Consider the following 18,653-nt stretch of genomic DNA (forward strand, 5'->3'; position numbering starts at 1 on the left):
CAGGACGCCCCGCGCCTCACCCTGTGGACACCTGCTCACGCACACCGGGTGCCGGACGGTCTCAGTCGCTCAGCGACGACCAGACCAGAGCGCGGGCGACGGTGGCGTACTGCCCCTTCGGGTGGGCGCGGAACAGTGGTTCCGACCCCATCAGGACCGCCCGCGAGCCCGTCTCGGCGGACGTCCCGCTGATCACCAGTGCCTGGCCCGCCGCCGACTCCGGCCCGTCCCCGCCCTGGGGCGACGGCCGCCAGTGCCCGCTCACCAGCGGGTCCGCGGCGTACCGCTGGTCCACGAGGACCTCCGGCCCGAGCTCGGTGAACCACAGGGGGGAGTAGACGAACGTGTGCGCGGGCGCGCCGGCGGTGAGGGGACCGTCGGAGTTCTCGACCGCCACCACACCGTTCGCGTCGCCCCGACCCCTGACCGTCGAGACGTCCAGGAGACCGAGTGCCTCGTTGAGCGCCACGCCGGCGGCACCGTGGGCCACGATCCCTCCACCGTCGGCGACGAACGCCTGCAGCTCGGCCTGCGCGTCCTCGTCGAGGTCCCGCCACACCAGCCCGCTCGAGACGTACAGCGCGTCGAGGTCCGACAGCTCCAGCCCGTCGTTGAGCGCGGACGTGCTCAACGCCTCGACCGTCAACCCCAGCTCCTGGAGCGCCCAGCGTTCCTCCGGGCCGGCGGACACGCCGACCACCACGGGAGCCGTCAGCGACGTCCCTCCGGCTCCAGGAGGAGCGGCAGCGAGGACGACGCCCTCGTCCGCCACCACCGCAGCCGCGGCCGGCCGGGCCTCGGCCGGCACGAGAACGCTGCCGTCGTCCAGCCACTCCAGAGCCACGCCCGCAGCCAGCAGGTGGCCGGTCGCGCGCACGTCGGCGGGGTCGTCCATCCGGAGTGTCCAGCCGGTGGACGAGGGCGGCATCGTGCCGCTCGCAGCAGCCGCAGCAACGGACTCCCCGAAGAACCTGACCCGTTGCCCCTCCGGAACGCTCACGACGTCGGCGCCCCACAGCAGCGCGTGGCTCCACCCGGAGATGTCGTACGTCGCGTCGACGCGCGAGGAGATGTCGGTGCCCACCCCCAGGATGGTGTTCGCCATGCCGCGCTTGGCCTGGTGCAGGTCGACGACATACGTCCCGAGGGGGTATGGAGTGCCACCGAGGATCGCGGGGCGGGTCAGCCGCGAGACCTCGACGTCGTTGGCCACCAGGTGGTCGACGAGCCGCGCGGCCGCCGGTGCGGACCGTTGACTGCTGCCGACCGGGATCACGAAGGCGCGCGGGTAGTCGGTGAGGTAGACGTCCTCGGGTCCGATGACGCCGAACAGCCCCTGCTCGACCGGGGTCTGCCGCTCCCCGGACCGGCCGCGACGGAAGATCTCGATCTGGTCGGCGACGAGCTCTGACCGGTGCTCCACGGCATACCCGACCGTGGCCGTGATCGCGGCGTGCGCGATGTCGGTGTTGGTCGCGGCCAGACGACGCAGCTTTCCCTCGGGCAGGTTGTAGGACCTGTTGTTGACGCGCAGCGGCACCTCGATGGTGTGCGACACGGCACCGTGCAGGGCGGCGTACTGCGGCGTGAAGATCGGGGGCCAGTCGTCCCAGCCTTCCGCCCAGTCGCGCAGCGGGACCTGCGGCGGCCGCACCCCGTCCGACTCGCCCAGGCCCAGCTCGAGGATGGCCTCCTCGACGCCGAGCGCGTTGGGGAGGGCGTGCTTGACGAAGAGGTCGTACTCGTAGTTCTCCCCGTGCGGCGGTGTCGTCGGCTCGACGAGCGTGCCGTTGACGTAGCCGTGGAGGTCGATCATCAGCGTCGGCTGGGTGCGGATGAGGGCGTCGCGCACCCCGACCACCTCCGGCTGCGAGGCGGTGACGAGATCGCGGTTGAGGTCGAACCCTGCGGTGTTCTGGCGGTTGTTGGTGACGCGGCCGTCGGGGTTCATCGAGATGACGAGGTGGATCCGCATCGACGCGAGCGCGCCCTGGACCGAGGGGTCCTGCGACGTGGCCCACTCCTCGACGAACCGCAGGGCCGCGTCCGTCCCCTCCCACTCGTTGCCGTGGATGTTGGCGTTGACGAAGACCGGGACCTTGTAGGACCGGGCGAGCTCCCGGTCGCCCGCCGCCTGCGCCGGCTGGTCGACGATCCGGTCGCGCATCACCTGCTGCAGACGGGTCTGGGCCGGGCTCTCCGGCGCCGTGAGCGTCACCATGACGACCTCGCGACCGCCAGCCGTGGTGGCGAGGACCTCGGCCGAGACCCGGTCGGAGGTCGCCTGCAGGGCGTTGATCCGGCGGGACAGGTCGTGGTAAGGAGCGAGCCCGAGCCGCAGGGCCGCGTCCGTGGGGTCCGGGGTCGGTTCGGTGAGCCACGTGGTGGAGGGGTAGGCGACGGGTCCGCCTCCCCGGGTGGCGGGCGCGGACAGGTCCGGCAGCGCCTGCCCGGTGAGGGAGGTGGCGGCCACGAGGGCAGGGCTGAGGGCGACGCCTGCTGCCACGGCGAGAGCCAGCAGCCGACGACGGGGGAGTGCACCGCGCGAGGGGCGCGACGTCATACCCACCTCTTCTCGACGGGGACCTCGTCCAACACTAACCGTCCTCGTCGCAGGGGGGAATCCCTGCTGCAGGTCGAGGCACCGGAGGCGGAATGGTGCAGCCACCTCGCTCGTTCTAAAGTGTGAACCTGACACCCCGGGGGACTTTCCCGGTGTGCCGCACGACAACGGAGGTATCTCGATGGCCGTCAACCCGGTCTTCAGCCGCATCGACAAGGAAGCGTCGCGGGGCGGCTACGCAGGCGTCGGCTCCCAGCCGTCCGGCTACCCCGCGGCCCCGCAGGGCTCCCCGACCGTCCCCGGTCCCAACTTCCAGCCCGGGCCGAGCGAGTCGCTCAGCAGCGAGCAGCTCCAGCAGATGTACGCGCAGGCGTCCGCCGGCCCGGTCCAGACCGGCCGCGTGACCCTCGACGACGTGGTGGTGAAGTCGCTCGTCCTCTTCGGGGTGGTGCTCGCCGTGACGGGTGCCACCTGGTTCCTCGTCGGCGACCAGCCCGGCCTCACCATGCCGCTGTGGCTGCTCGGCATGTTCGGCTCGCTGGGCCTGTCCTTCGCCATCGCCTTCAGCAAGAAGGTCAACGTCCCGCTGATCATGGTGCATGCCGTGCTCCAGGGCCTGTTCCTGGGTGCCATCAGCCCCACGTTCAACGCGATGTACCCCGGGGTCGTGACGACCGCGGTCGTCGCCACGATGGCCACCTTCGCGGGCATGTTCATCGCCTGGAAGGCCGGCTTCATCAAGGTCACCGACAAGTCGCGCCGGATCTTCGGCATGATGGCGATGGGCTACCTGGTCTTCCTGCTCGTCAACGTCGGCGCCAGCTTCCTGGGCTTCGGTGACGGCTGGGGCATCTACGGCGGCCCGCTGGGCATCATCATCTCGCTCTTCGGTGTCGGCATGGCGTCCTACTCCCTCGCCGTGGACTTCGACTCGATCGACCGCGCGGTGAGCGGCGGCGCCCCCCAGAAGTACTCCTGGCTGCTCGCCCACGGCCTGATCGCCACCCTGGTGTGGCTCTACATCGAGTTCCTGCGCCTGTTCTCGATCCTGCAGCGCGACTGATGCGCGAGCCCGACGGAGACGTCGGGACAGAGCTGGAGCGCGTGGTCCGGCGGTGGCAGCAGCTGCCGCTGGACCGCGCGCTTCCTGCTGTCCCGGGGGTGCGTGCGGTGGTGCAGGGGCTGGCCGACGCGGTCGACGCAGCAGTGGGGGCCGGGGACGGGGGTATGGCGTCCGCGCCCCGGGAGAGCGGGACCGTGCCCGACCTGGGTCCGGCCGTGCTCATGGACCAGCTGCGGGTGATGGCCTACGACTGGCGGGTGGCCGGGCTGCCGACGGACGAGCTCGCCGACCGGCTGGCGACGTTGCGGCGCAGCCTGCCGTGAGCTGGTCGGAGTGCTCCGGTCAGGGTGGTTGACCCGGGGGTTCAGTGGGCGGCGTCGGCGTGACCCGTGGTGTCCGCGTGCTCGTCCTTGGAGCGGCGGGGCACGAGCTTGAGGATGCCGACGACCACGAGGCCGACGGTCAGGCCCAGGATGGCCGAGAAGAAGGTGTTCGTCAGCCACGTGAGACCTCCGGCCATCGACGGCACCCAGCCGGAGACGACCCCCTCGGCGTGGTGGACGAAGTCGTAGACGGGATGGAAGCCGAGCTCGTCCATGCCGACCAGCAGGATGTGCCCACCGACCCAGAGCATGGCGACGACGCCCACGATCGAGAGCATGCGGAGGATCACGGGCATCGCCTTGACCAGGAACCGCCCGAACCGCTGCAGGCCCTCCTGCTCCCGGGCGGCGAGGTGCAGCCCGACGTCGTCCATCTTCACGATGAGCGCCACCACGCCGTAGATGAGCAGCGTGATGCCGATGGCGACGACGAGCAGGATGATGGCGCGGTTGAAGAGGGGCTCGTCGGCCACCTCGTTGAGCGCGATGACCATGATCTCGGCGGAGAGGATGAAGTCGGTGCGGATCGCGCCCGCCACCATCTTCTTCTCCTGCTCCGGGCCCTGCTCGACCACCGGCTCGTCGTGCGCTGCGTCGTGGTGGCCCACCCCCAGCCACTCCAGGACCTTGTGCGCCCCCTCGAAGGACAGGTACGTCCCCCCCGCCATGAGGATCGGCGTGAGCAACCACGGCGCGAACTGGCTGAGCAGCAGCGCCGCCGGCACGATGAAGAGGAGCTTGTTGCGCAGCGACCCCAGCCCGATCTTCTTGATGATCGGCAGCTCGCGGGTGGGGTCGAACCCCGTGACGTACCGAGGGGTGACAGCCGCGTCGTCGACGACGACGCCCGCGGCCTTCACACCGGCGCGCCCGGCAGCGGCGCTGATGTCGTCGACCGACGCCGCAGCGATGCGGGCGATCGCCGCGATGTCGTCGAGCAGGGCGGCCAGACCAGCAGCCATGGAGGCACCTCACCGGGATGGGAACAGATCGGGCGTCAGGCTACCCCTGGACGTCCGGTCGCGCCGCATCGGCGAGCGGGTGAGCGGCTCAGCTCAGACGCTCGAGGACGATCGCCATACCCTGTCCGCCGCCGACGCACATCGTCTCCAGCCCGAACTGCACGTCGCGCGTCTGCATCGCGTTGATCAGGGTGGTGGAGATGCGGGCGCCGGTGGAGCCGAACGGGTGGCCCAGGGCGATCGCCCCGCCGTGCACGTTGAGCCGGTCGTAGTCCATGCCCAGCGCGTCGGCGGAGCCGAGCACCTGCACCGCGAACGCCTCGTTGATCTCGTAGAGGTCCATGTCGTCCATGGACATCCGGGCCCGTGCAAGAGCCTGCTTGGATGCTTCGACGGGACCCAGCCCCATGATCTCGGGGGAGAGCGCCGAGACGCCGGTGGAGACGATGCGCGCCAGCGGCGTCAGGCCGAGGTCCTTGGCGCGGGTGTCGCTCATGACGACGAGCGCAGCGGCCCCGTCGTTGAGGGGGCAGCAGTTGGCGGCGGTGACCGTGCCGTCGGCGCGGAAGACCGGCTGCAGCTGCGAGACCTTCTCCAGGGTCACACCTGCGCGCGGGCCGTCGTCGGTGCTCACCACCGTGCTGTCGGCCAGCGTCACCGGGGCGATCTCCCGCTCGAACACACCGGCCCGGATCGCGGCCTCGGCGCGGTTCTGGGAGGTCACGCCCCACTCGTCCTGCCGCGCACGCGAGATCCCCAGCGAGGCGGCCACGTTCTCGGCGGTCTGGCCCATCGAGATGTAGACGTCCGGCAGCAGGCCGTGCTCGCGCGGGTCGGTCCAGGTGGCGTTCGTGCGCGCCGTCTCCTCGGTGCGCGCCATGGCCTCGGCGAACAGCGGGTTCTTCACGCTCTGGTCGCCGCCGCCGGCGCCGGCGAAGTTCTGGTAGCGCGACACGGACTCGACCCCGGCGCTGAGGAAGACGTCACCCTCGCCGGCCTTGATCGCGTGAAAGGCCTGACGGGTCGTCTGCACGGACGAGGCGCAGAAGCGGTTGATCGTGGCCCCCGGCAGCCCGTCCAGCCCGAGCAGGACGCTCACCACCCGGGCCATGTTGAACCCGTGCTCGGCCGACGGCTCGGCGCACCCGAGGTAGAGGTCTTCGATCGTCGTGGGGTCGAGGCCGGGCACCTGGTCCAGCGCAGCCCGGATCACCCCGGCCGCCAGGTCGTCCGGTCGGACGGTGGTCAACGATCCCTTGAACGCGCGGCCGATGGGGGTGCGGGCGGCGGCGACGATGACGGCCTCGGCCATGATGTCCTCCTTGACGAGCGGGTCGACGTACGTGGCGAGTCTAGGAGACGTCCGGGGTGCTGCCGCGACCAGTGCCGTGCCTAGCGGCAGGCCGCGGCCAACCGCTCCAACCCCTCGTCGAGACCCACCCTCGGCGCCCACTGCAGGACCTCGCGCGTGCGTCGCTGGTCGAACCAGTGGGCCGTGCTCAGCTGCTCGGCAAGAAACCGGGTCAGCGGCGGCTGGGTGATCGCCGTCAGACCCGGTGCGCGCTCGGACACCGCGACCGCGCCCTCGACGGTGGCGCCCAGCGCCCAGGCCAGCGGTCTCGGCACGTGGAGGCGCGGACCCGGGACGCCGCACGCGTGGCAGATGGACGTCACGAGCTCGCCGATGGGCCGGGGCTCGCCGTTGGTGACGACGAAGGCCTGCCCCCGCGCGTCCTCGACGTGCTCGAGCGCGGCGACGACGGCCTCGACCGCGTTGTCGACGTAGGTGGTGTCGACCAGCACCGTGCCCGACCCGACGAGCGCCAGGCGGCCCTGACGCGCACGGTCCACGATCCGCCCGACGAGCTGGGTGTCTCCAGGACCCCAGACGATGTGCGGGCGGACGGCCGTGACGGCGAGATCTGGGCCGTCGGCCCCCAGCGCGAAGAGCTCGGCCGCAGCCTTGGACCGGGCGTAGTGGCCCCGCGCCCGCATCGGGCTGGCCGGTCCGGCGCCCGCTCCCGCCAGCGAACGACCGGTGTGGGCGACCGACGGCGAGGAGACCTGCACAAGGCGGCCGCCCCCGTTGCGGCGGAGGGCCTCGATCACGTGCCGGGTGCCGGTCGCGTTGACCCGCACGTAGTCGAGCCACGGTCCGACGACGTCGACCTTGGCGGCGAGGTGCACGACGGCGTCCTGGCCGTGCACCGCGCGCTCGACCGCGTCGACGTCCCGGACGTCGCCCAGGACCTCGCGGTGGCGTCCGCCCGCGGTGCGGCGCTGCATCACGGTCACGTCCCAGCCGCGTTCGGCGAGCAGATCGGCGACGGCACCGCCCAGCATGCCGCTGGCCCCGGTGACCAGCACCCGTTCCGACGTGCTCATCAACGGCTCCGACGACGCGGGGCACCCGGCGCCGCCCAGTCACGGGCGCGGTCCAGCAGTCCTCGCCCGTGCAGCACGGTGTCCGCCCACCGAGCCAGCGCCGTCCGGTCGATCTTGCTGGCGTGCCGGACGTCGACCGGCAGCCAGTCGCGCAGCAGGACGGCGGCGACCGGTACCCCGGCCACGGAGCGCACCTCCCGCGTCAGGTCCTCCGACGCGAGCCGACGGTGCCCGAGCGGTGCGCCTGTGCCGCGCGCGACCGGTCCGAGCCGGCGCTCCGGGACGACGACCACCACGGCTTGCTCGGTGCCGCGCGGTCCCACGCCGACGAGCGCCACGTCCGCGACGCCGGGGACGGCACGGACGCGCTCCTCCACGGCATACGGGGTCACGGGACCCTCCGCGGTGACCAGGAGGTGCGCGAGGCGCCCCTCCACCCACAGCCGTCCGGCCCTGTCGAGGTGTCCGACGTCGCCGGTGCGGTGCCAGCCGTGGGGTCGGTCGCTGGCGTCCTGGCGCGCCCACTGCTTGTCGTAGCGGTCCTTGACGTGCGGACCCCTGACGACGATCTCGCCGACCGTCCCGGGTGTGGTCACCACGGCGTCGGACGGCACGCCTCCCGCGTCCAGCGGTGCGACCGACACGTCGACACCGTGGACCGGCGAGCCGACGCACACCCCACGCTGACCGGCGGCGTCGTGCGGGAGGAGGCGCGTGGGGTCCAGGGTGGCGACCGGGAGCGCCTCGGTCATCCCGTACGGCGTGTGCGTCACCGCGGAGGGCAGCAGCTCCTTGACCTGCAGGAGCAGCCGCACGGGGACGGGCGCCCCCGCGGAGAGGACCAGCCGCGGACCGGCGAGGGCACGACGCTGGGCCGGGGTGAGCGCCTCGGCGGTGGCGACGATGTTGCGCAGCGCGGCGGGGGCCGCGAACACCGCCGACGCGTCGACCGCGGCCACGGCGTCGGCGAGCGCCGCCGCCGTCAGCGTGTGCGGCGCGGTGACGTCCATGTCCGGGACGGCGCTGGTCAGACCGAGGGCGGGACCGTAGAGGGCGAAGGGGGCGAAGGCCGCGACGAGCCGCCCGCCCGGCGCCAGCCCGAAGGTGTGCCGCAGCAGGGCGACCTGCGCACCGAGCTGGTGGCGCGTGTAGACCACGCCCTTGGGTGGACCGGTCGCACCGGAGGTGAAGAGGACGGCGGCGTCGGCGGAGGGGTCGAGGTCGGCCGCGGCGGGCAGATCGCGCGGGGCCACGGTCGTGTCGCCGACCGCTGCGTCGCCGGCCGCCGCCAGCAGCCCCAGCTGCGGACCACCCAGCTCGACCCGCAGGCGCTGTCCGGGGACGCGGGTGAGGGCGGTGAGGGCGAGCGCCCTGCCGATCCCGACCACGTGGCGGGGCGCGGCCGAGCGCAGGGCGGCACCCAGCCGACCGAGACCGAGACCGGCGTCCGCGACGACGACCACGGCGCCGAGGCGCCACAGCGCGTAGGCCAGCGTGGTGAGCTCGATCCCGGGCGGCACCAGCACCGCGACGCGGTCACCGGGTCGCACGCCACGCACGGCCAGGCCACGCGCGACCGCCTCGACGGACTCCGCGAGCTCCCCGAAGGTGACGGAGCGGCCGGCTCCGCCGAGCTCGACCACCGCGAGGTCGGACGGGGCGGAGCGGTCGACCGCGATCGGGACCCGGCCCACGACGCTCCCGGCGTCCCGGGCCGGCCCCCCGGCGCGCCCCGCGTCGAGGTCCGGGGCGACGTGCTGCTGCAGCCAGCGCCACACCACCTCGACGCCCTCGGGGCGGTCCTCCAGCACCAGGTGGGAAGCCCCCGTGTAGCGCTGCACGTCCGCGTGCGGCAGCCGGTCGAGCAGGTCCTCCAGGTAGCGCTGACCGAACACCGGGTCGCGCGGGCCCCACACCAGCAGGGCCGGCGTGTCGCGCAGCGCGGTCAGTCCCGAGGCCACGGCGTCGAGCGTCGGGCGGCTCGGGTGGTCGTCCTCGAAGGGGATGTCGCGCACGAAGTCGGCGACCGCAGCTCGCCGGCCGGGGGTGAGGTACGGAGCGGCGAACGCCCGCCGCACGGCGCGGGGCAGCGGCGGCAGCGAGAGGGCGGTGGTGGCCCGCACGAAGGTGGGGGTGTCGCGGCACACCCGGTCCAGGACGCCGGGGGAGCGCGCGAGCCGGATGGCGGCGGGGGAGGGTTGGTCGGAGGGCTGGTGGACGGCCGTGTTGGTGAGGACGACCGCAGCCAGGTCCGCAGTATGGCGCAGCGCCCACCCGAGGGCGACCGGGCCGCCCCAGTCGTGGGCGAGGACGGCCACCGGGGTGCCCGACCCGGTCAGACCCAGGGTGTCGGTGAGACCATCGAGGTCGTGGATGCGCTGGGCGAGGCTGCGCGGGTGTCCGGGGCGCTCGGAGAAGCCCATGCCGAGCTGGTCGACGGCGACCACGCGCCAGCCTGCGGGAGCCTGGTCGAGCACGCGGCGCCACAGGTAGGACCACGTGGGGTTGCCGTGGACGCAGAGCAGCGTCCCGACCGGCTCGGGGCCTGCGCGTGCGTCCGTCTCCGGGGCGGACTGGTCGGCGGCCTCGCGCGGGGCGTGGGTGTCCAGGACGTGCCAGTGCCGACCCGTGCCCTCCGCGTCCGGCGCGACGACGACCCGCGACCAGGACCGGTCCAGCCCGGGCAGCTCGTGCGGCGGCAGCCCGGCCGGGTCGTCGGGCGCCCGACCGGCAGGACCGTGCACGCGCTGCGACGTCACCACCGGGGTCGCCTCACCAGGTGAGCTCGAGGCAGGTCATGTTCAGGCCCGAGCCGATCCCCATCATCAGCACCCTGTCCCCGCTGTGGAGGCTGGGGGCCTCCTTGGCCAGGGTGATGGCCACCGCGGCCGGGCCCACGTTGCCGTGGGTCGGGAAGATCAGCGGGATGCGGGACTCGTCGATGCCGAGCGCCTCCGCGGTGCGGGAGGTGTGGACGCGGGAGACCTGGTGCACGACGTACCGGTCCATGTCCGACCAGTCGAACTCCGACCGGGCGTCGCGCCACAGGTCGGTGGCCAGCTGCATGCCCGCGACGAGCAGCCCCTGGGTGTCGGTGCGCATCTCGGTGAAGTCCCCGACGCACAGCTCGTGGTGCTGGGTCGCGGTGCGGGTGACGCCGCCGACGACGCGGTGCCCCTCGGGGTGCGCGGAGGCCCGGCCCAGGACCATCGCGGCGGCGCCCGAGCCCAGGGTCAGCGTCGCGAACTGGGCCAGGATGTCCCGCGCCGTGGCGTCCGGGGAGGACAGGCGCGCCAGGGTGTGCTCCTGCGGGGTCTGCGACCCCTCGCCGTTGACGATCAGGGCGTAGTCGATCTGGCCGCCGTCGATCATCGTCGCGGCGAGCTGGATCCCGTTGACGAAACCCAGGCAGGCGTTCGTCAGGTCGAAGTTGAGGCAGCTCGTGGCCAGCCCCAGCTCGGCGTGCACCCGCACCGCGATCGAGGGCTCGAGGTGGCTGCGGCTGACGGAGGTGTTGACGAGCAGCCCGATCCGGGAGGGGTCGACCCCGGCCTCCTCCAGGGCCAGGCGTCCGGCCTCGATCGCGCCGTCCACGAAGTGCTGGTCCTCGCCCCACCAGCGTCGTTCGTCGATGCCCGCGAGGTGCGAGAGCATCCCCGGCCGCAGACCGTTGCGGCCGTAGGAGTCCCCGATGATCTCGTCGAACTCCGCGGAGGTCTTGACCACGGGCGCGTCGACGGCCGTGACCGACAGCAGTGCCGTGTCGTGGTGGCGGAAGACGGCGTTGCCGTTGGTCGTGCCCGAGGCCTGCGGGCCGTGGCCGTTTCCGGAGTCGTTCACTCGAGGGATCCTCGCGTTTCGTCGTAGGAGGGTCTGCGCACGCCGAAGACGTGGGTCGACACGCCATTCGACCACAGGGGGGCCACCCGCACCGAACCAGCGGTCGCCGTGACGCAGTGCCGTGCCAGACTCCTGTGCCACCATGAACTCAGCTTGCAGCCGTGCGCCTCTCGGCGCGTGCGCACCACCGAGGGGAAAGGACCCGACGACATGAGGACGACGCACCTGCGCTGGGGCGGTCTGCTGACCGCCGGCGCTCTCACCCTCTCCCTCACCGCCTGCGGCGGCGACGACGAGGAGGGGGACGGCCCGACCACCGCGGCGGTCGCCACCGACGGGGCCGAGGCCACCACCGAGGCCACGAGCGAAGCCACGACCGACACCGCCGCCGACTCCGGGCCCGCCGAGGACACGGCGGACGCCGGCGCGGGCGAGGAGGTCCCCGTCGACGAGTTCATGGCGATGCTGAAGTCTCCGGGCGAGGAGATGCTGAGCAGCTACACCGTGGACATGACGGTGAACATGGGCGCGCAGGGGCTGGACATGAGCGGCGACGTCGACCTGTCCGGGAACGAGCCGGCGATCGACATGGACATGACGATGCCGGGGATGGGCGCGATCACGATGGTCGTCGTCGACGACGTCGTGTTCATCTCGATGCCCGGGCTCACCGACGAGGGCATGTTCATGGAGGTGCCGCCCGAGCAGCTCGGCGACGCTGGCGCCACGCTGGACGAGGTCGACATCACCGCCACCTGGGACTCCTGGGACGAGGGTGCGCAGCAGATCCTCTTCCTCGGCGAGGAGGACGTGGACGGCACGCAGATGCGCCGCTACGAGGTGACCGTCGACGCCGAGGTCGCGCTGGACGCCGCCGGGCAGACCGGCGACGACGCCGCAGCCGCTTCGGCGGCCATCGGTGACGAGATCGTCTACGACGTGTGGGTGGACGACGACGACCTCATGCGCAGGGTCACCTTCGCCATGGAGGGCGCCACCACCGAGCTGCTCGTCTCGAACTGGGGCCAGGAGATGGACATCCAGGCTCCCGACGCGGACCAGATCCAGGAGCCGGGGCTTCCCACCGACGAGTGACGCAGGACGTCGGTCACTCGCCGGGCGCCAGCACGTCCTGCTGCGCCGGCAGCTGGTCCTGACGCACGAGGCCCACGGGGCAGGTGTAGCCGGTGGGCCCGTGGTTGCAGTAGCCGCCGGGGTTCTTGTGGAGGTACTGCTGGTGGTGCTCCTCCGCGTAGTAGAACGGGTCGGCCTCCTGCGCCGACCGGAGCTCGGTGACGATCCTGCCGTGCCCGGCCGCGGTGAGCACCTGCTCGAAGGCGTCGCGGGTCAGGCGCGCGGCCTGCTCCTGCTCGGGCGTGGTCCAGTAGACCGCCGAGCGGTACTGGCTGCCGACGTCGTTGCCCTGCCGGTCGCGGGTGGTCGGGTCGTGGTTCTCCCAGAACGCGCGCAGCAGCGCCTCGGGCGACGTCCGCCCACGGTCGTAGGCCACGAGGACGGCCTCCGCGTGCCCCGTCCGGCCCGTGCACGTCTGCTCGTAGGTGGGGTTCGGGGTCGTCCCACCCATGTAGCCCGCCGCGGTGGTCACCACGCCGGGCATCGTCCAGAAGATCCGCTCGGCTCCCCAGAAGCAGCCCATCGCCACGTAGAGGACCTCGGTGCCCGCCGGCCACGGCCCGCGCATGGAGGTGCCGAGGACGACGTGCGTGGTCGGGATGCCGGGCAGCGGGGTGGCCCGACCGGACGGGGTGCCGAAGATCTGCATACGGTCCAGTCTCGCACGCGTCGCACGGTCGGTCCGGTGGCGCGGACCCCCGCCGCTGTGGCACCTTGCCTCACATGCCCATGCCCACGCCGCTGCTCCTGCTGACCGCCCCGATGTCCACCGCGGCGACCGCGACGGTCACCAGCTCGGCGACCGAGTCCTGGTCCACCGCCGACTGGGTGATGCGCGTCGTCCTGCCCCTGGTCCTCGCGGTGGTCGGTGCCGCGCTCTACCTGCGGGGACGCGCCGCCCACCGCGAGGCGACCCGGATCACGAGTGGCTTCGGCGGTCCGCCCGGCTCGCTGGACGTCGGCACCGAGCTGGGGTTCGGCGTCGAGGACGGCTCGGCCGCCCGCCTGTCCGCGATGCGCACCCGGCTGTGGGGGCTGGTCCTGCTCGCGGTGGGGCTGCTGTGGCTGGGTGTCGCGCTGCTGGTCAGCCTCCTGTGACGCTGCTCCTCCTCGACGTCGGCTCGACGTTCACCAAGGCCGCCCTCGTCGACGACGGGGGCGGTCTCCTCGCGCGGTCCGCGGTGCCCACCACGGCCGGCCCCGGCCGCGACGTGCTCGAGGGCGTGGTCGGGGTATGCCGTGCGCTCGCGTCCGCGACGCACGCGCCGGTCCCGGACCCCCTTGACCTGGCGCAGCGCGAGCGGGTGCTGGCGTGCTCCAGCGCGGGTGGGGGGCTGCGGCTGGCCGTGGTGGGCTACGAGCGGGCGGTCACCGCCGAGGCCGGTCACCGGGTCGGGCTGTCGGCCGGGGCCAGGGTCGTCCACGTCGCCGCCGGGCCGCTCACCGCCGCGGACGTGGCGCGCCTGCGGGCGGCGCGGCCGGACGTCGTGCTCCTCGTCGGCGGCACCGACGGCGGCAACGCCGAGGTGCTGGTGCACAACGCCCGCCGTCTGGCCCGGTCGAGGGTCGGCGCGCCCGTCGTCGTTGCCGGCAACGTCGAGGCCCGCGACGAGGTGGCGGCCGAGCTGGCCACGACCGGTCGGAGGGTCACCCTGACCGACAACGTCCTGCCCCGCATCGGGGTCGTGCACCCCGGACCGGCCCGCAGGGCCATCCGCGAGGTCTTCCTGCGCCACGTCATCGGTGGCAAGGGGCTGTCGCCCGGGCCGCGGTTCCCGCAGCTGGTGCGGGCCGCGACGCCGGACGCGGTGCTCGCCGGCGTCGAGGTGCTCGCCGACGTCCTGGGTGAGGACGTCATGGTCGTGGACGTAGGCGGGGCGACCACGGACGTCTACTCGGTGCTGACGCCGCAGGGCGAGGACGCGTCGCTGCGCAAGCACGTCGTCGAGACGCTGTGGCACGCGCGGACCGTGGAGGGCGACCTGGGGATGCGCTGGGGGGCCCCGGGCGTCCTCGGGGCGGCCGGGGTGGAGGGCCTGCTGGACGAGGGCACCGACCCGGTGCTGTCCGCCTGGGTGCGGCGGGCGCACGCCGAGCCGGGTCTGCTGCCCGGGGGACCGGCGCAGGAGGCCCTCGACCTCCGGCTGGCGAGGCTCGCCGCCACCGTCGCGGCCCGCAGGCACGGACGCCCAGGTTCGCCCGGTGAGGCGCCCCGCCCGCTCGCCGACGTGCGTCTGCTCGTCGGCTCGGGCGGCGTGCTCCGGCACAGCGACCCCGCCGCCTCCGCCGCCGTCCTGCACGCCGTGCTCGAGGACCACGGCGGCGGGTGGCGCCCACCGGCGCGAGCGCGCGCCCTGGTCGACACGGCATACCTCCTGTTCGCGGCCGGCCTGCTCGCCGATCAGCACCCGCGTGCCGCGCGGGCCGTCGTCACCCAGCTGCTGCAGGATGTCTCTCGGTAGGGTGAGCGGGTGCAGCAGACCACCGTGACCCTCGCCGACGTCCTCGCCGCGCGCGAGGTCCTCGCCGACGTGCTGACGCCCACGCCCATGGAGTTCAGCCAGGCGCTGACCGACCGCATCGGGATGCCCGTGCACCTGAAGTGCGAGAACCTCCAGCGGGCCGGCTCGTTCAAGATGCGTGGCGCCTACACGCGCATGTCGCGCCTCACCGAGGACGAGAAGTCCCGCGGGGTCGTCGCGGCCAGCGCCGGGAACCACGCCCAGGGGGTCGCGCTGGCCGCCCGGCTGCTGGGGATCGACGCGGCCGTCTACATGCCGTTCGGTGCCTCGATGCCCAAGCTCGCCGCCACCAAGGGCTACGGCGCGACCGTCATCCAGGTCGGGACGACGATCGACGACTGCATCCGGGCCGCGCAGCAGCACGCGCAGGACACCGGCGCCGTGTTCATCCCGCCGTTCGACCACCCCGACATCGTCGCCGGGCAGGGGACCTGCGGCCTGGAGATCCTCGACCAGGTGCCGGACGTCCGCACGATCGTCGTGTGCACCGGTGGCGGTGGTCTCGTCGCGGGCATCGCCGCCGCGGTCAAGGGACTGCGCCCCGACGTGCGCGTGGTCGCCGTGCAGGCAGAGCAGGCGGCCGCGTGGCCCGCCTCGCTCGAGGCCGGGCACCCGGTGGCACTGGCCTCGATGAGCACGATGGCCGACGGCATCGCGGTCGGTCGTCCCGGCGACGTGCCGTTCGGACTGGTCGCCGAGCTCGTCGACGGCATGGAGACGGTGAGCGAGGCCGCCCTGGCCAGGAGCGTGCTGTTCCTCGTCGAGCGCGCGAAGCTCGTCGTGGAGCCCGCGGGCGCCGCGGCCACGGCCCACCTCATGGAGCTGGGGCGGGAGGCGGAGAACCGTTACGAGGGGCCGGTCGTCGCCGTCCTGTCCGGCGGCAACATCGACCCGGTGCTGCTGCTGCGCATCCTGCGGCAGGGGCTGACGGTGGCGGGCCGCTACCTGCAGCTGCGGGTGCGCGTGCCCGACCGGCCCGGCTCGCTCTCCGGCGTCCTGGCGCTGCTGGCGGAGATGCGCTGCAACGTCCTGGAGGTGCAGCACCACCGCCGCGTGCCCGACCTCACCGTGGACGAGGTCGCCATCTCGCTGACCCTGGAGACGATGGGTCACGAGCACGCCGCCGAGGTGCGGCAGGCCCTGCTGGGCCAGGGCTACAGGGTCGACCAGAGCTGAGGGCGGGGCCCCCGGTGCCCGTCCGCCTCGACTCCCGGGCCGACACCACGTAGACTGGGGCGTTCAACCACGGTCCGGGCAGAGGGTGCCCGGACCTTGTGTTTGGGCGGGGGATCGACCTTCGACCCCCGCCGCACCAGGACAGGAGTGGACGACGTGACGACCGAGACCAGAGGCGCCAGCTACCTCACGCAGGAGGCCCACGACCGCCTCCGCGCCGAGTTGACCACCCTCACCGGCGAGGGCCGCTCGGAGATCTCCAAGCGGATCGAGGCCGCCCGCGACGAGGGCGACCTGAAGGAGAACGGCGGCTACCACGCGGCCAAGGAGGAGCAGGGCAAGATGGAGCTCCGCATCCGTCAGCTCGAGCAGATCCTGCAGACCGCGGTCGTGGGTGCCGCGCCCGCCGACGACGGCGTCGTGGAGCCCGGGATGGTGGTGACCGTCGAGATGTTCGGCGACACCGAGACCTTCCTCCTCGGCTCCCGCGAGATCATCCACGAGGGCGACGGCCTCGGCGTCTACAGCGAGCAGTCGCCGCTCGGCGCCGCGCTCATGGGTGCGCTGCCGGGCGACACCGTCACCTACCAGGCTCCCAACGGGTCCTCGGTCGAGGTGAAGGTCGTCGAGGCCAAGCCCTACCAGCCCTGACGACGCTCGAGGCACCACCGCAGGACAGCACCACCGCAGGACAGCACCACCGAGGCGCTGCCCCCGGACCGCTCACCGGTCCTCGGGCGGCGCCTCGTCCGCGTACCAGCACCGCACGACATACCCCGTGATCGCCGGTGAGGCGGTGCGCACCTGCTCGACGTGCCGGCTGGGAGACTCGGCGGCCGGCGGCACGGTGACCTCGGTCCGCCCCACCACCGCATGGCCGAAGTCCTGCGCCTCGAGCTGGCAGACCGCGGCCCGGCTCGGGTCGCGGCGCAGGTCGAACCGCACGTCCACCGTGCTGTCGGAGACGATCTCGTGCCCCGTGTCGACCCAGTGCACCCGGCCCTGCGTCGCCGCCAGCCCGAACCACACCGACGTCGCGACCATGGCGACGACCGCCAGCGTGCCGACCACCCACCAGGTCCGTCGCTGCGTGGGACCCAGGCGGCGCGGACCCCGCCGCGCCTCCGCCGACTCCTCCTCCGCGTCCCAGTCCACCGCAGCGGACGCCCCCTCCCTCACCCCGTCGGGGGGCGCCGGTGGGTCGGGCTGGGAGGCGGGGGGCGTCGCGGTCACGGTGGTCCGTCCTGGCTGTGGTCGGTGAGAAGATGGTCCGGTGCCTGCGCCCGGCGGCGCGGTGCACCCCCATTGTCCGACACCACAGCGGGCGCCCCGCGCAGGGTCGCACGAGTTCCAGAACGCGAGAACGAGAAGGAGTGCAGCGATGACCCCGACCCGGGCCCTGCGCCTGATGGCCGTGCACGCCCACCCCGACGACGAGTCCTCCAAGGGGGCGGCCACCTCGGCGAAGTACGCCTCGGAGGGCGTCGAGGTGCGCGTCGTCTCCTGCACGGGGGGAGAGCGCGGGGACATCCTCAACGAGGCGCTCAAGAACGACGCGCACACCCTGCAGGACATCGCCCAGGTGCGTCGCGACGAGATGGCCCGGGCCGCCGCGGTGCTCGGGGTGAGCCACACCTGGCTCGGGTTCGTCGACTCGGGCCTGCCGGAGGGCGACCCCCTCCCGCCGCTTCCCGAGGGCTGCTTCGCCCTCGAGCCCGTGGACGTGGCGGCCGAGGCCCTGGTCCGCGTCATCCGCGAGTTCCGTCCGCACGTGGTCACCACCTACGACGAGAACGGCGGCTACCCGCACCCCGACCACGTCCAGACCCACGTCGTGACGGTGGCCGCCTTCCGGGCGGCGGGGGACCCCGACGCGTTCCCGCACGCCGGTGCCCCGTGGCAGCCGCTCAAGCTCTACTACAACGGCTGGTCGGTCGAGCGCATGGAGCGGCTCGACGCCGCGATGGTCGAGGCGGGGCACGAGCCCCCCTACCGCGACTGGCTGGTCAACCTGCGTCGTCGCCCACCGCGGGCCCTGACGACCCGGGTGCCCTGCGCCGACCACTTCGCGGCGCGCGACGACGCACTGCGCGCGCACGCGACGCAGGTGGACCCGGACGGTCACTGGTTCGAGGTGCCCCTGGAGCTGCAGCGGCAGGCGTGGCCCACCGAGGACTTCGAGCTGGCCCGCTCCCTCGTGCCGGTCTCCGTTCCGGAGGAAGACCTGTTCGCCGGGGTCCGCGAGCTGGAGGACCCCGACGAGGTGTGCCGTCGCACCCCCGCCCGCACCCCCGACGGAGAGCTGGTGCTCGCCTTCGTCGGCGAGCCGCCCCTCGACGAGGGACTGGCGCTGTCGACCACGCCGCAGGACGGGGACGGCGACGGCCGGGACGACATGCGCAGCGAGGAAGGGCATACGACATGAACAGCACGAGCGTGGAGATCACCGCCGGCCTGGGCGGCTTCCTCGTCCTCTTCGGCCTGGCGCTCGCGGTCTGGGTGCTCGGCCGCGACCTCACGCGACGGCTGCGGCGGATGCGGCTGGCCGAGGAGGCCCGGCTGGATGCGGAGGGGCCGGGCACGGGGGCGCCGGCGGAGAAGCGTGACCCGCTGGCCTGACGGGGT

General features: G+C 73.2%; 17 protein-coding genes. 9 read left to right on the top strand and 8 right to left on the bottom strand.

The window, feature by feature from the left end; translation table 11 throughout:
- Positions 1-61: 61 nt before the first annotated feature.
- The gene (locus ACI3ET_RS02675; RefSeq protein WP_405031407.1) at positions 62-2,563 is read right to left on the bottom strand and encodes a M14 family zinc carboxypeptidase; all 2,502 of its coding nucleotides are present in this window, start codon (positions 2,561-2,563) and stop codon (positions 62-64) included.
- 181 nt (positions 2,564-2,744) lie between these two features.
- Between ACI3ET_RS02675 and ACI3ET_RS02680 the strand changes: the two genes are divergently transcribed.
- Both ACI3ET_RS02680 and ACI3ET_RS02685 read left to right on the top strand, forming a co-directional pair.
- Positions 2,745-3,626 (top strand): Bax inhibitor-1/YccA family protein, encoded by an 882-nt coding sequence (locus ACI3ET_RS02680; RefSeq protein ID WP_405031408.1) that lies wholly within the window; start codon positions 2,745-2,747, stop codon positions 3,624-3,626.
- A complete protein-coding gene (locus ACI3ET_RS02685) occupies positions 3,626-3,949 on the top strand; it encodes a hypothetical protein (RefSeq protein ID WP_405031409.1) in 324 nt (107 codons plus the stop codon). The genes ACI3ET_RS02680 and ACI3ET_RS02685 overlap by 1 nt, the downstream gene beginning before the upstream one ends.
- Before the next feature lie 41 nt (positions 3,950-3,990).
- On the opposite strand, the gene ACI3ET_RS02690 is transcribed toward ACI3ET_RS02685, so the two are convergent.
- The 5 genes from ACI3ET_RS02690 to ACI3ET_RS02710 form a co-directional block, all read right to left on the bottom strand.
- Positions 3,991-4,971 (bottom strand): DUF808 domain-containing protein, encoded by a 981-nt coding sequence (locus ACI3ET_RS02690; protein ID WP_405031410.1) that lies wholly within the window; start codon positions 4,969-4,971, stop codon positions 3,991-3,993.
- 88 nt (positions 4,972-5,059) lie between these two features.
- Positions 5,060-6,283 carry an acetyl-CoA C-acetyltransferase gene (locus ACI3ET_RS02695; RefSeq protein ID WP_405031411.1) on the bottom strand — a complete coding sequence of 408 codons (1,224 nt, stop codon included), beginning with the start codon at positions 6,281-6,283 and terminating at the stop codon, positions 5,060-5,062.
- An 80-nt stretch (positions 6,284-6,363) separates the two neighbouring features.
- Positions 6,364-7,356 carry an NAD-dependent epimerase/dehydratase family protein gene (locus ACI3ET_RS02700; protein ID WP_405031412.1) on the bottom strand — a complete coding sequence of 331 codons (993 nt, stop codon included), beginning with the start codon at positions 7,354-7,356 and terminating at the stop codon, positions 6,364-6,366.
- Entirely contained in the window at positions 7,356-10,115 is a 2,760-nt protein-coding gene (locus ACI3ET_RS02705; protein ID WP_405031413.1) for an alpha/beta fold hydrolase, read from the bottom strand. Before ACI3ET_RS02705 ends, ACI3ET_RS02700 begins: the two co-directional genes overlap by 1 nt.
- 13 nt (positions 10,116-10,128) lie before the next feature.
- Positions 10,129-11,196 (bottom strand): 3-oxoacyl-ACP synthase III, encoded by a 1,068-nt coding sequence (locus tag ACI3ET_RS02710; RefSeq protein ID WP_405031414.1) that lies wholly within the window; start codon positions 11,194-11,196, stop codon positions 10,129-10,131.
- Between the two features lie 210 nt (positions 11,197-11,406).
- Here ACI3ET_RS02710 and ACI3ET_RS02715 point away from each other — a divergent pair, with 210 nt between their 5' ends.
- On the top strand, positions 11,407-12,291 hold the full coding sequence (locus ACI3ET_RS02715; RefSeq protein WP_405031415.1) for a hypothetical protein: 885 nt from the start codon (positions 11,407-11,409) through the stop codon (positions 12,289-12,291).
- 13 nt (positions 12,292-12,304) lie between these two features.
- Here the strand turns inward: ACI3ET_RS02715 and msrA are convergent, their stop codons facing one another.
- Positions 12,305-12,979: a peptide-methionine (S)-S-oxide reductase MsrA gene (gene msrA / locus ACI3ET_RS02720; RefSeq protein ID WP_405031416.1), complete on the bottom strand. Its 675-nt coding sequence runs from the start codon at positions 12,977-12,979 to the stop codon at positions 12,305-12,307.
- 74 nt (positions 12,980-13,053) lie between these two features.
- Between msrA and ACI3ET_RS02725 the strand changes: the two genes are divergently transcribed.
- The 4 genes from ACI3ET_RS02725 (at position 13,054) to greA (ending at position 16,679) form a co-directional block, all read left to right on the top strand.
- Positions 13,054-13,428, top strand: a complete 375-nt coding sequence (locus ACI3ET_RS02725) for a hypothetical protein (protein WP_405031417.1) — start codon at positions 13,054-13,056, stop codon at positions 13,426-13,428.
- A complete protein-coding gene (locus ACI3ET_RS02730) occupies positions 13,425-14,792 on the top strand; it encodes a glutamate mutase L (RefSeq protein ID WP_405031418.1) in 1,368 nt (455 codons plus the stop codon). Before ACI3ET_RS02725 ends, ACI3ET_RS02730 begins: the two co-directional genes overlap by 4 nt.
- A 9-nt stretch (positions 14,793-14,801) precedes the next feature.
- Complete coding sequence (ilvA, locus tag ACI3ET_RS02735; RefSeq protein WP_405031419.1) at positions 14,802-16,028, top strand: threonine ammonia-lyase; 1,227 nt, start codon at positions 14,802-14,804, stop codon at positions 16,026-16,028.
- Between the two features lie 156 nt (positions 16,029-16,184).
- Positions 16,185-16,679 (top strand): transcription elongation factor GreA, encoded by a 495-nt coding sequence (greA, locus tag ACI3ET_RS02740; RefSeq protein ID WP_405031420.1) that lies wholly within the window; start codon positions 16,185-16,187, stop codon positions 16,677-16,679.
- 72 nt (positions 16,680-16,751) lie between these two features.
- On the opposite strand, the gene ACI3ET_RS02745 is transcribed toward greA, so the two are convergent.
- On the bottom strand, positions 16,752-17,261 hold the full coding sequence (locus ACI3ET_RS02745; protein WP_405031421.1) for a DUF4307 domain-containing protein: 510 nt from the start codon (positions 17,259-17,261) through the stop codon (positions 16,752-16,754).
- 148 nt (positions 17,262-17,409) lie between these two features.
- Between ACI3ET_RS02745 and mca the strand changes: the two genes are divergently transcribed.
- Together mca and ACI3ET_RS02755 are read left to right on the top strand one after the other, a co-directional pair.
- A complete protein-coding gene (mca, locus tag ACI3ET_RS02750; RefSeq protein ID WP_405031422.1) occupies positions 17,410-18,453 on the top strand; it encodes a mycothiol conjugate amidase Mca in 1,044 nt (347 codons plus the stop codon).
- Positions 18,450-18,647, top strand: a complete 198-nt coding sequence (locus ACI3ET_RS02755) for a hypothetical protein (protein ID WP_405031423.1) — start codon at positions 18,450-18,452, stop codon at positions 18,645-18,647. Before mca ends, ACI3ET_RS02755 begins: the two co-directional genes overlap by 4 nt.
- Positions 18,648-18,653: the final 6 nt, after the last annotated feature.

The sequence above is a fragment of the Ornithinimicrobium jinqii genome (assembly GCF_045032595.1).
In the GTDB taxonomy this organism is placed as follows: Bacteria; Actinomycetota; Actinomycetes; order Actinomycetales; family Dermatophilaceae; genus Ornithinicoccus.

Bases quoted from the DNA above. Each gene is read 5' to 3' on its own strand.
- ACI3ET_RS02675 (WP_405031407.1), bottom strand. From the start codon at position 2,563: ATGACGTCGCGCCCCTCGCGCGGTGCACTCCCCCGTCGTCGGCTGCTG.
- ACI3ET_RS02680 (WP_405031408.1), top strand. From the start codon at position 2,745: ATGGCCGTCAACCCGGTCTTCAGCCGCATCGACAAGGAAGCGTCGCGG.
- ACI3ET_RS02685 (WP_405031409.1), top strand. From the start codon at position 3,626: ATGCGCGAGCCCGACGGAGACGTCGGGACAGAGCTGGAGCGCGTGGTC.
- ACI3ET_RS02690 (WP_405031410.1), bottom strand. From the start codon at position 4,971: ATGGCTGCTGGTCTGGCCGCCCTGCTCGACGACATCGCGGCGATCGCC.
- ACI3ET_RS02695 (WP_405031411.1), bottom strand. From the start codon at position 6,283: ATGGCCGAGGCCGTCATCGTCGCCGCCGCCCGCACCCCCATCGGCCGC.
- ACI3ET_RS02700 (WP_405031412.1), bottom strand. From the start codon at position 7,356: ATGAGCACGTCGGAACGGGTGCTGGTCACCGGGGCCAGCGGCATGCTG.
- ACI3ET_RS02715 (WP_405031415.1), top strand. From the start codon at position 11,407: ATGAGGACGACGCACCTGCGCTGGGGCGGTCTGCTGACCGCCGGCGCT.
- msrA (WP_405031416.1), bottom strand. From the start codon at position 12,979: ATGCAGATCTTCGGCACCCCGTCCGGTCGGGCCACCCCGCTGCCCGGC.
- ACI3ET_RS02725 (WP_405031417.1), top strand. From the start codon at position 13,054: ATGCCCATGCCCACGCCGCTGCTCCTGCTGACCGCCCCGATGTCCACC.
- mca (WP_405031422.1), top strand. From the start codon at position 17,410: ATGACCCCGACCCGGGCCCTGCGCCTGATGGCCGTGCACGCCCACCCC.
- ACI3ET_RS02755 (WP_405031423.1), top strand. From the start codon at position 18,450: ATGAACAGCACGAGCGTGGAGATCACCGCCGGCCTGGGCGGCTTCCTC.